Source organism: Pedobacter rhodius, assembly GCF_027213645.1.
GTDB classification, from domain to species: Bacteria; Bacteroidota; Bacteroidia; order Sphingobacteriales; family Sphingobacteriaceae; genus Pedobacter; species Pedobacter rhodius.
Window position 1 is genome coordinate 524786 of sequence record NZ_JAPWGL010000003.1, and the last position, 12102, is coordinate 536887.

Sequence of the window (12102 nt, forward strand, 5' to 3'; positions counted from 1 at the left end):
GTTTTTATCGCTTTATTTAAAGCCGGTTATTTTTTATTTAAAATATTGATAATCAGCTACTTACTTATATGAACCATCAAAACCGAGATATCTGAAGGTGAAACGCCAGAAATTCGAGATGCCTGACCTAAAGTGCGGGGTTTTATTTTAAATAATTTTTCACGCGCTTCTTTTGAGATGGAAACAATTTTATTGTAATCAAAATCAGGCTTAATTTCCTTATCTTCCATCTTCAGCATTTTAGCAACGATTTCATTTTCTTTTTCGAAATAACTTTCATATTTGATTTTTATTTCGGCCTGTTCTATTGTTTCGTTATCCAAGCCCTTTGTTGCCTCAGCTAATGGTTTACTTACTTTGATAATGTCTTGTAAACCTACATGAGGGCGACCAACTAAACTATGGATTTTTACATTTTGATTCAAAGCACTGGAACCTAAACCTTCCAGCATTGGATTTGCATCTGCCATTTCTATACCCTGGCTTCTGGTAAATTTTACCAGCGCATCTGCCGCTGCAACTTTCTGTGTAACTTTTTCCAAACGTTCATCAGAAATTAATCCCAATTCGTGGCCAATAGGAGATAGGCGGATATCAGCATTATCTTGTCTTAACAATAAACGATGTTCGGCTCTTGAAGTAAACATGCGATAAGGTTCTTCCGTTCCTTTTGTTACCAAGTCATCAATTAAAACGCCGATATAACTATCTGATCTTTTCATAATCAATTCATGTTTATCGTTTATTTTTTGATGCGCATTTATACCGGCCATAAAACCCTGGCAGGCGGCTTCCTCATAACCGGTAGTTCCGTTTATCTGACCAGCTAAAAATAAATTACTGATTAACTTAGTTTCTAATGTTAAAGACAATTGAGTGGGCGGGAAAAAATCATATTCGATAGCATAACCTGGCCTGAACATTTTTGCATTTTCAAAACCCGGTATTAACTGAAGTGCTCTCTGTTGAACGTCTTCGGGTAGTGAAGTCGAAAATCCATTTACATAAATTTCGCAGGTGTTCCATCCTTCAGGCTCAACGAAAATCTGATGTCTGTCGCGTTCCGCAAAACGGTTAATCTTATCTTCGATAGATGGACAATACCTGGGGCCTAATCCTTTAATTCTACCAGTAAACATTGGCGACTTTTCAAAACCCTCTTTCAAGGTTTCATGAACATCACCATTGGTATAAGTAATCCAGCAGCAACGTTGGTCTGTTGAAACTTCTGTGTCTGTGAATGAGAATTTACCGGGATTTTCATCTCCCCATTGCTCTTCCATTTTGGTGTAATCTAAGCTTCTACCATCAACTCGGGGCGGGGTACCTGTTTTCATTCTACCGGCTTCCATACCCAACTCAACCAATTGCTCGGTTATTCCGGTAGATGCTCTTTCAGCTGTTCTGCCTCCACCAAATTTCTTTTCGCCAATGTGCATTACACCATTTAAAAAAGTTCCGTTGGTTAGTACAACAGCTCTACTTTCTATTTCCATTCCAAGAGACGTTTTCACACCATAGATGGTATTATCTTTAACCAAAAGACCAATAACACTGTCTTGCCACATATCTACATTTGGCGTTCTTTCCAGCGCTAAACGCCATTCTTCAGCAAAGCGCATTCTGTCAATTTGTGCTCTTGGACTCCACATCGCAGGGCCTTTAGATTTATTGAGCATTCTGAACTGAATGGTAGATTTATCAGATATAATGCCTGAATAACCACCCATTGCATCCACCTCACGCACAATTTGTCCCTTAGCCACACCACCCATTGCAGGATTACAACTCATTTGGGCTATAGTGCCCATATTCATTGTTATTAGTAAAACAGATGACCCCAAATTGGCAGCAGCAGCGGCAGCTTCACAGCCTGCATGTCCAGCACCAACAACAATCAAATCGTATTTTGAAAACATTTTATTTTTTTTCTTAGATGTTCCACGTGGAACATATCTTATTTCTTACCGTTGTAATAATTTTTCCAACACATTTTTATTAGGTTCCACGTGAAACATAACGTGAGAACTTCTTTAAAATTACTGTATATTTTATTCCGAAAGTTCCAACCAACGCATCGTGTATTCGTCGAGTGTTAATTTTAATTTCTCAATTTCATCGGATACTTCCTGAATTTTTAAATAATCTGTCGCATCAATTTTTAACAGACTTGCTGTCAATTCAGCTATTTTATTTTCTGTAGCAGCCATTCCTTTTTCGCTTTCCTCAAGTTCTTTTTGTTCTTTAAAACTTAACTTTTTTAAAACTTTAGCAGGCGCTTGTTCCACGGCAGGAACAGTAATTTTTTTAGCTTCTACCTTAACTTTCGGCTGTTCTAAACTTAAACGATATTCAGAATAATTACCATTGTAAATTTTAACTATACCCTCGCCTTCCATGATGAAGAGCTGGTCACTCATTTTATCAAGCAGGTATCTATCATGCGAAACCAACATCAGAATGCCTGGGAAGTTTTCTAAAAATTCTTCCAATACATTTAACGTATCGATATCTAAATCGTTGGTTGGCTCATCTAAAATTAAGAAGTTTGGATTCTGCATCAAAACCTTCATTAAGTTCAAACGCTTCTTTTCCCCGCCACTTAACTTTTCCACCATGCCGTGCTGTTTTTTTGGTGGAAAGAGGAAAAGCGTTAAAAGGGCGGAAGCCGTAATCACAGAACCATCAGCCATCTTAATGTATTCAGCGTCTGATTTAACAATATCAATTACTCTTTCCTTCGGGTCGAATGTCAAACCACCCTGTTTATAGTACCCAAAAACTGTTGTTTCTCCGGTGTCAACTGTACCGGCATCAGGCTTTAGTTGACTTGTAATAATATTTAATAGTGTTGATTTACCAGTACCATTTTTACCCGCTAAACCAATTCTGTCACCTTTTTTGAAAGTATAACTGAAATCGTTAATTATCGGACGACCATCAAATGATTTTGCAATATGTTCAATTTCAATAATTTTCCCACCTTGGCGAGACATCTTCATTTGGAGGTTAATGGTCTGATTATCAGACTTTTTCTTTGTTTTTTCTTCTAAATCGTAAAAAGCATTGATTCTGGCGTTTGATTTCGTTCCTCGAGCCTGTGGCATACGTCTCATCCACTCTAATTCTTTCTTTAATAGCTGCTGGTTCTTATGTTGAACAGTGGCATCAAGTGCCTCTCTTTCCGATTTCTTTTCCAGATAATAAGCATAATTTCCATTGTAATTGAAAATTTTGCCTCTATCCAATTCAACTATGGTATTACAAACATTATCTAAAAAGTACCTGTCGTGGGTAACCAGCAGAATTGTTTTCTGCCCTGTAGTCAATAATTTTTCAAGCCATTCAATGGTATCAATATCCAAATGGTTGGTTGGCTCATCCAACACTAAAATTTCAGGATCTTCAATCAAAAGTTTAGCTAAAGCCAAACGTTTCTTTTGTCCCCCGGAAAGCGTAGAAATTTTTTGTTGCAAATGAGTAATGCCCATTCGATTCAAAATCGTTTTAATCTCATGCTCATATTCCCAGGCATTATGTTCGCTTAATTCCTCGTATAAACGGTTAAGCGTTTTCTCATCAGGATTGGGATCTTCAATTAATTCTTCATATTCCTTTATCAATTGTTGTTGCTTATTTTCTAAGGAGAATATGTGGTCGCTGATGGAAAATCCTTCCGTAAACTGAGGTTCCTGGTCGAGGAAACCAATTTTAACAGCTTTATTTTTAACGATCTTACCTTCGAGCGGAGGGAACCTTTCTGCTAATAATTTCAAAAGTGTACTCTTACCGGCGCCATTAATTCCAACCAACGCCACGCGCTGACCAGAGTTAATGCCTAAGGTTAAATTTTTAAACAGCCATTCATCATGGTAACCATGACCTAAGCCTTCTGCCGCAATTAGTGTGCTCAATTTTTTTGTATTTCGGATTTATAAAGGAAAATTAGTGCAAAAGTAAGTATAAAATATTTGGGAGTGTGTAAAGATGTTTCAAAGCTGTTCCGCATCAGATAAAAATGGCAGAATACTGATGCAGAATGAATTATTTGCCACGGAAATGAGCAATAACGCAAAAGATATAATTTTTCTTATTCCGGTTTCCCTGTGGTATTCATATAAACGAAAACAGCGGCTGGACTCGCTCCGCCGCTGCTTCAATCATTAACTAAAACTAAACTTTATCTTTTGAGATGCTTAGAAAATAGATTCTAAGACATCAACTTTTATATCTTCATATCTGTTAGATGCATAAGTACCAGCAGTAGGGGCAGCACTTACGTTTGTATCGGCGGCCACAAAATCATTCATATTTACTTTTGCAACCGAACCTAAAACCGCAGTATAACTTTCTGTAGAACCACTTAGAACTAAGTTTGAAGTGCCGTTAACATTAGTATTTAAGTTTACCGTGTTAGCTTTAATTTCTGCAGTAGCCTTATCATTTAAAACGACGTTCAAGTTTACTAAATTGAAATTTCCAGCTGTTTTAACACTCGATGTATTTGATGCTTCGATGGCTGACAGATTATTTACATGAGCGATAACTGTTAAAGGTGCTGTAGTAAACGAGCTGATTCTTAATTCGCCATTTTGTTGTTGTACTAAGGCATTTTTTGCGAAGTAATTGTCGTATACTTCAACGCTTTCTTTAGCATCCTGAACCAAAATCAATCTAACGTTTCCGCTGATTTTAATTTTGCTAATGTTTTTAACCGAAGTTAAATTTGTGTAGTTGTTATTGTTTTCAGTTGCATTTGCTGAAATACTTGCAGTACCTAAAATGATTGTTGTTAAAGCTGCTGCGAATAATGTTTTAATAGAGTTTTTCATGATATTTTCTTTTGTTTTTTAGGGGTCATGAAGCTTCCATAAATGGAGGTTCATAATCTTATATCTTAATTTTTTTAAATCTTTTTGTTGTTGTTTTCGAATATAAGACTGCAAGAGGGTAAAAAGGTTGCACGCCGATTTGCCTTAATATACCAGCGTAGGTAAATTATCGACCAACGCCCGTAACTATTAGACGAACAGGAATAAAAAAATGATTTGAAAGCAATTTGATAGAAAAGGATAAAACCATTTCACTTTTTGCGCCAACAAGAGCTTTTCTGCTTTTGTTTTTCATTACAATTGGCAAACAACAGCCGAGAGTAAGTAATTAACAATATCGCTTACTTGTATTTAAAAAAAGAAAAAAGCAACTTTAGTAAATTTTAATATCTAATGCCATGTCTGAATTAAAACGTCGCGATTTCTTAAAGCTATCTACAATGTCTGCAATACCATTAATGGCATCTTCAATGCCATCGTATGGTTTTAAAAATGATAAAATGCAACCATCTAAAGATAGCGAGGCTGTATATTTCATAAATGATGGGATTTTTTACCGCCCCGCAGATTTTATAGACAAAATCCAGGAAATAAATAATTTAAATGCAATAGAAAGAGACAGTTATGGCGAAGGTGCTACTTTAGAAAAGCTCTTAAATAAATTTAAGGAGATAACCGGAAAGGAATCAGCAGTTTACCTCCCCACAGGAACTTTAGCTAATCAACTGGCTATAAGCGTATTGTGCGGAGATAATACAAAAGCATTTGTTCAGGAAACAAGCCATGTTTATCGTGATGAGGCAGATGCTGCTCAAACTTTATTTAATAAGCGGTTAATTCCTCTTGGCACAGGGAAAACTTTTTTTACTTTAGAAGAATTACAAGAATCTATTAAGTACCATAAAGAGAGTGAAGTTTTTGTTGGCGCTGTTGGTGCGGTATCTATAGAAACACCAGTAAGACGAACCAACAATCAGGCTGTTCCGCTTAGCGAAATAAAAAGAATTTCTGCATGGTGCAAAGAACAAGGCTATAAATTGCATTTAGATGGTGCCCGATTACACATTGCAACTACATTTACCAATGCTTCAGTAAAAGAATATGCCTCATACTTTGATACTGTTTACATGTGCTTGTACAAGTATCTGGGCGCCACGGGTGGCGCTGTTCTTTGCGGCGATAAAGTGATTATCGATAAAATGCACCACTTAATAAAGATACATGGAGGTGGGATTTTTACAAATTGGCCGAGTGCAGCTATGGCCTTACATCATTTAAATGATATTGATGAGGTAATGACTAAGGTAATTGCTAAAACAAATGATTTTATGCAGCAGATAAAACAAGTGAAAGGATTGAAGTTTATTCCATTCGAGTTTGGAACGAACCAATTTAATGTTTTGGTGGATAAAAGTATTGATGCTGTCAAATTAAATGTAAGATTACGTTCCGAACATAATATAATTTTTGGTCAGCCGCATGAAGATGGTTTCGTTAAAATAAAAGTAAACCCGACCTTATTGAGAAAAGGAAATAAACAAATTTGTGAAGCTTTTAAAGAGGCAACTGCCTTTGCAAAAATTTAAGCAAGCACAATTCCGGCATCAGTTCTATAGCCTAAATACGCATCTTCCTTTTGAGTCATTAAGGTTTTTGCTGCCTTACCTTTGTCCTTATAACCAAGTAAATGCAAGGTTCCGTGAATCATGATTCGGCAAACCTCGTCAAACTCATCAGTTTTGAAGGTTTTAGCATTCTCTTTAACACGTTCAATGCTGATAAAAATATCACTTACAATTTGTTTTTCTTCATCCGAGTTATTGAAAGTGATGATATCGGTATAAGTATCGTGGTTTAAGTACTGCTGATTAATGCCAAGCAAATACTCATCGTTGCAGAAAATGAAATTGAGCTCCTGCAATTCAAAACCCTCTTTTTCAATAGCTGCTTTAATCCACTTTTTAACCTTAAGTTTTTGAGGAAGATTGTAAGTAACAGATTCTGTAAAGAATGAAATTGCAGGCATGTTGGCTTGTTTAAGGCTGCAAATTTAAGAAATATTACTTAGCCACAGATTAGCAGATTATTTCTTTTTGAATTTCAGTTTAGGATCCCTTTCCAATGGAACAAAGATTATTATTTTATCTATAAGCCATGGTTTGTATCCTCACGAAACATTTTTGTGGCAAAACCTACTTCACCATATTCAACGATTTCAAATACTCCGCAATTTTATTTTTGTAATAATAGTTCAAACTCGGCGGCAATTTTTGCAACATATCATTTCCGTTTTGCTGCTGCTTTTTAAACTGTTCAATCATTTTCTGGTAGGATGGGGGAAATTCTTTAGCGGCTTTACTTTCGCGTTTAGAATCTTCTTCCTGGTCGCGTTCTGCTTTTTCTGCTTCTAATAGTCTGGTTAACAGCTCTTTTTGGCGGTTTAAAGTTTCCTGCTGTAAACGCTTGTTAACCAGATCAACCTCCGTTTGTTTCATTTCCTTAATGGCTTCATTCAGGTTGCCCATTTTTCCCGAACCATCCTTGTTTTCCTCCCGGTTTATCTTTTCCAAAGCCTGGCGAATCATTTGTTGTTGTTGCGCCATCTTTCCAAATTCCTGACTCATCTCACCTTTACCAACTGTACCTTGATTACCACCTTGTTTCTGCATTTGTTCGCGAGCTTTTTGCATGCTTTTATTTAGTTGCTCCTGCATTTGTGAAAGCTGTTTCATACCCTGCTTTTGCTTTTTACCACTCCCGCTTTTAGCATTCTTCTGCATATTTTGCAATTGGCTCAATGCCTCACTTAACATTAAGCTCAGGTTATTTATCGAAGTCATGGTAAACTGCTGATAACGATTGGCTTCCGGTGTTCTTCTATCACCAAGGCTTTCCAAACTCTTATCGAGATTGAAGTTTATCTTATTCATCTCTTCGTTAACCGTCGATTCGATCTGAGGCACACGTTTACTTAAGGCATATAAACTATCGGCAATGGTTTTCAAATTATCTTTAATGCTGCGTTGCTTTTGTACATTGCTGATGTAAGAAGGATCAGCCGAAGTCATTTTCTTTAATGCCAGCATCACTTTTTCCTGCTCAAAAGAAGTATTCAGCAGGTTTTCCAATAATTTACGCAGCTCTTTGGCATTCAGGTTATTTTCCATTTCCTCACCCTGTTGCTGCATGTCGCTCATCTTTTTTGAAAGTTTTTCCATTTGCTCGCCAGCTTTTTGCTGTTTCTGACTGGCACCTTTCGAATCTTTTTTATCTAATGCGTCCTTACTGTCCTGTTGTTCTTTTTGTATATCCTGTACCTCTTTTTCAGGATTTTCAAATGGATTCGGTTTTTCTAAAGCCTGATTTTTCTCCTCCAGTTTCTTTAAATCATCCCTTAAATCTTTCATTTCCTTATTCAAGGCATCCTGCTTTTGCTTAAGCGATTCGTTATCCTGTTTTTTATCAGCCGTTTGCTTACCCAGTTCTTTTTGTTCCTTAGCCATTTCATTTAAACGGTCTATATCATTTTGAAGATTCTGTTCAAACTCCAGCTGTTTATAGAGTTCTAAAATTCTGTCGAGCTCATTTTTGAGGGTTTTATTATCCAATTGCATTTTCGAAAGTTCGTTTTGCGTTTGGTCTTTATTTTTCTCATTCATGAGGTTTTGCAACTTCTGTAAAAGTTCTTTGGTTTTTTCATCGAGTACATTATCAAACAAATCTTTAATCTGCTTTTGTTTTTCCAAAAGTTCTTCCGTTTGTTTTTGATCTTCCTGCTGCCGGATATTTTTATCGTTCTGTTCCTTAACCTCTTTCACAGCCTCATCCAACTGCTTTTGTTTATCCAAAAGCGCCTCAATTTGCTTTTTATCCTCGAAAGAAATCTGTTTCTTATCAATCAGGCTTTCGGCAACTTTTTTACTTTCCTTTTCTATGGTGTTGGCTAAACGAATAGCCGATTGCACTTTTTGCTTAAGTGCCTGACTATTGGCATTTACCTGTTCAGCTGTTTCCTTTTGACTGGGCTGCTTAAAAGTTTTAATTTCCGAACGCGTAACTTTCGAACCATTAACACCATCATTATCAGCTACTTCAAAATAATATTCGATTTCTTGTCCTGGCTTTGCCGACGCGGTCTTCAAATCCCAGAAGTAGAAAAATGTATTTTCTGTTGCATTCGCTTTGATGGTGATATTCTTCGTACCTGTACGGATAATTTTATTGTTTTCTTTGATGTTATATTTAAAACTCAAACGGCTGAAGCCATAATCATCGGTAACCTGACCACTGAAATAAATAGCTTTGTTGCTTACAGAATCAGGCTTTTCTTCAACTTGGATGGCAGGCGACTGGTCTTTAATCACCGTAATTTGATGCGATAGCGAATCGCTAAGTGTTACAAAATCATTTTTCGGGGTGATGCTGTATTTTGAATTATTTCGAATAGTCGCATTAAAGGCAGATTCATCATCATTAACCTTTAAAATATTTTCCTTGCCATTTAAAATGAACAAAAGCGAGTTGCTCTGACCTGTTTTAAAATTCCAGGTTACACGGGTCCCTTCGGGTAAAAGTATATCGCCAACATTCGAAATTACCTCCGGCTTTTTGCCTAAATACGATGGATAATTTAGCGTTGCGGTAGCATTTAACAATTCAGGACGAGGTTCAACACTAACCGTAAACACCGAAGAATTAAATCCGCCGCCTTTAAAAATTAGTTTTTTATCGCTCTGGATGTTTTTGATGCTGTAATTAAACCTGCTGATATTTTCCTTTTCAAGTTTATACGTATTTTTTCCGTCTTCCACGTAAACCTCTGCAGGTAATTCATCGCCGGCTAATTTTAAATTTATCGTCACATCATCACCTTGCGTTACCGTTAGGTTTTTATTTAGAACCGTAAAACTGAATGGTGCTTTGGGTGCAATGTATTCATCATATTTGAAAAAACTATTGGTTCCCTCACGCAAAATCGTTGGCGCTATAACAGCAATCAATAGGATAATCGATAGTGGAATAAACAGGTATTTTAAGTATTTGCGATTATCATTTATCCGAACGGCGGTATAAAACGGAACGGGTTTCAGCTCCAGAATTTTCTGGTCGATACTTGCCATAATCAACTGATTATTTTCTGGCAGATTTTCAGAAAGTTTATGCAGCTGTAAAGTGTTCAAAAGCTTATCCTTGATATCAGCAAAATGGTTTCCAATAATAACAGAGGCCTCATCAAAAGATAAATGTTTGCCTAATTTTAACATCGAAAGCAAAGGTTTTATGATTAAAAAAACAATCAATAATAAACCCAATAATAAATAAGCAAAGAAGATAAAGGTTTTAAATCCGGCAGTTGGATTGAGGTAATACAGGCTTAAAAAAACCAATAAATACAGTCCTAAAAGTATTGCAGCAGCATAAATGGCGCCCCGCAAAATCTTATTTAAATAAAATTTACGGATGAACTCATCTATCTTCCTCAACAAATCACTATAGTTATTGCTCACCATCACCGTAAATGTAAAAATTGTTCTTCTCAATTAAAAGAAACCTCGTTAAGGTAACGTGTTTATTTCAAATAGTTTATTCAAAAGCGATAATTAACTTTTAGGTTTTGTACATGAATAATTAAAAATCTTTATCTTGTTATAATTAATACAAAGGTTACATAGATTTTAAATGAGTATTCTTATAAAAATCTAATTTTGATTTTTTGTATAATCACCCAAATATGAAACGAGCATTTATTTTAATAAGCATGGTATTCATTTTTACCACTTCTTTTTCCCAAAAATTTGCCTGGAATAAAAATCAGGTAATCGCCCATCGTGGCGCATGGAAAAAGAATAATTTTCCTCAAAATTCCATCGCATCACTAAATGAAGCTGTAAAACTGGGTTGTTATGGTTCGGAATTCGATGTTTGGATGACAGCAGATAATGTATTGGTTGTTAACCACGATCCGGAATTTCAGGGCTTAACCATCGAAAAAGTAAAATATGAGGCGTTGTTAACTAAAACCATGAGTAATGGTGAGAAAATACCAACACTTGAAGCTTATTTAAAAGCCGGTAAAAAACAGAAGACGACTAAACTCATTTTAGAGATAAAACCATCGCTAATCAGCAAAGAACGAGGTATCGATGTAACCAACAAGTGCATCGAGATGGTTAAAAAAGTTGGCGTTTTAGATTGGACAGAATACATCAGCTTTGATTATGATTACTGCAAACGCATTCTGGAAGTTTTACCGAAAGCAAAAGTTGCTTATTTGAAAGGCGACATCAGCGCGGAGCAAATGAAAGCTGATAAATTACCCGGTGTCGATTACCATTACAGTGTTTACCAGAAAGATGGCTGGATAGAAAAGGCACATAAATTAGGTTTAACGGTTAACGCCTGGACGGTTAATACCGTTCCCGAAATTCAATGGTTGCTGGCACATAAGGTTGACTATATTACAACAAACGAACCCGAACTCACCTTTGAAGAACTTAAGAAAGCGCCGCTTGCCAAGGGCTGGAATTTAAAGTGGGCTGATGAATTTGATGATGCGGGCTTGCCGCTAAGTAAAAACTGGAGTTATGATGTTGGCGGAAAAGGTTGGGGAAATAATGAATTGCAATATTATACGGATGCAGATTCTGCAAATGCAGTTGTTAAAAAAGGAAATCTGAACATTACCGTTATTAAAGCCGATAAAGAAAATAACCATTATACATCAGCACGTTTGGTGAGCAAGAATAAATTTGATTTCAAATACGGCAGGGTAGAAGTAAGGGCAATGTTACCAAAGGGCAGAGGCTTATGGCCGGCAATCTGGGCGCTTCCAACTTTTCAGAAATATGGTAGTTGGCCAAAAAGCGGGGAGATAGATATCATGGAACATGTTGGCTACGAACCTGATAGTGTTTACGGAACCGTTCATACAGAAAAGTTTAACCACATCATTCATACTCAGGTTGGTAAGGGCGTTAAAATTAATCCTTATAATGCTTATCACATTTATGCCATCGAGTGGTACGAAGACCGTATGGATTTCTTCGTCGATGACCAGAAATATTTAAGTTTCAAAAATACCGGAAAAGGTGCGCCTGAATGGCCTTTCGACCAAAACTTCCATCTTATTTTAAATGTTGCGGTTGGTGGCGGTTGGGGCGGAAAAATGGGTGTCGATGAATCCATATTTCCGGCAACAATGAAAGTAGATTATGTTAGGGTTTATCAAAAGTGATGTAAAATGTGTAGTGGAAGATAGAATAGCAACATT

Annotated in this window: 7 protein-coding genes; 2 read left to right on the forward strand and 5 right to left on the reverse strand. The window is 36.5% G+C overall.

Translation table 11 applies throughout. The features are described 5' to 3' along the window. Positions 1 to 56 precede the first annotated feature (56 nt). The 3 genes from mnmG to O0931_RS12370 all read right to left on the reverse strand — a co-directional run bounded on the left by mnmG (position 57) and on the right by O0931_RS12370 (position 4832). A complete protein-coding gene (gene mnmG, locus O0931_RS12360; protein WP_269415889.1) occupies positions 57 to 1919 on the reverse strand; it encodes a tRNA uridine-5-carboxymethylaminomethyl(34) synthesis enzyme MnmG in 1863 nt (620 codons plus the stop codon). 132 nt (positions 1920 to 2051) lie between these two features. Continuing rightward, a complete protein-coding gene (locus tag O0931_RS12365) occupies positions 2052 to 3914 on the reverse strand; it encodes an ABC-F family ATP-binding cassette domain-containing protein (RefSeq protein WP_269415890.1) in 1863 nt (620 codons plus the stop codon). Between the two features lie 282 nt (positions 3915 to 4196). Beyond that, positions 4197 to 4832 carry a GIN domain-containing protein gene (locus O0931_RS12370; protein ID WP_269415891.1) on the reverse strand — a complete coding sequence of 212 codons (636 nt, stop codon included), beginning with the start codon at positions 4830 to 4832 and terminating at the stop codon, positions 4197 to 4199. A 398-nt stretch (positions 4833 to 5230) separates the two neighbouring features. On the opposite strand from O0931_RS12370, the gene O0931_RS12375 reads away from it, so the two are divergent. Further along, positions 5231 to 6418 carry a threonine aldolase family protein gene (locus O0931_RS12375; protein ID WP_269415892.1) on the forward strand — a complete coding sequence of 396 codons (1188 nt, stop codon included), beginning with the start codon at positions 5231 to 5233 and terminating at the stop codon, positions 6416 to 6418. On the opposite strand, the gene ybeY is transcribed toward O0931_RS12375, so the two are convergent. Together ybeY and O0931_RS12385 are read right to left on the reverse strand one after the other, a co-directional pair. Next, positions 6415 to 6858: an rRNA maturation RNase YbeY gene (gene ybeY / locus O0931_RS12380; RefSeq protein WP_269415893.1), complete on the reverse strand. Its 444-nt coding sequence runs from the start codon at positions 6856 to 6858 to the stop codon at positions 6415 to 6417. The two genes, O0931_RS12375 and ybeY, sit on opposite strands and share 4 nt — an antisense overlap. A 166-nt stretch (positions 6859 to 7024) precedes the next feature. Further along, positions 7025 to 10372: a DUF4175 family protein gene (locus O0931_RS12385; protein ID WP_269415894.1), complete on the reverse strand. Its 3348-nt coding sequence runs from the start codon at positions 10370 to 10372 to the stop codon at positions 7025 to 7027. A 191-nt stretch (positions 10373 to 10563) separates the two neighbouring features. On the opposite strand from O0931_RS12385, the gene O0931_RS12390 reads away from it, so the two are divergent. After that, positions 10564 to 12066 carry a glycerophosphodiester phosphodiesterase family protein gene (locus O0931_RS12390; protein ID WP_269415895.1) on the forward strand — a complete coding sequence of 501 codons (1503 nt, stop codon included), beginning with the start codon at positions 10564 to 10566 and terminating at the stop codon, positions 12064 to 12066. The last annotated feature ends 36 nt before the right edge of the window (positions 12067 to 12102 follow it).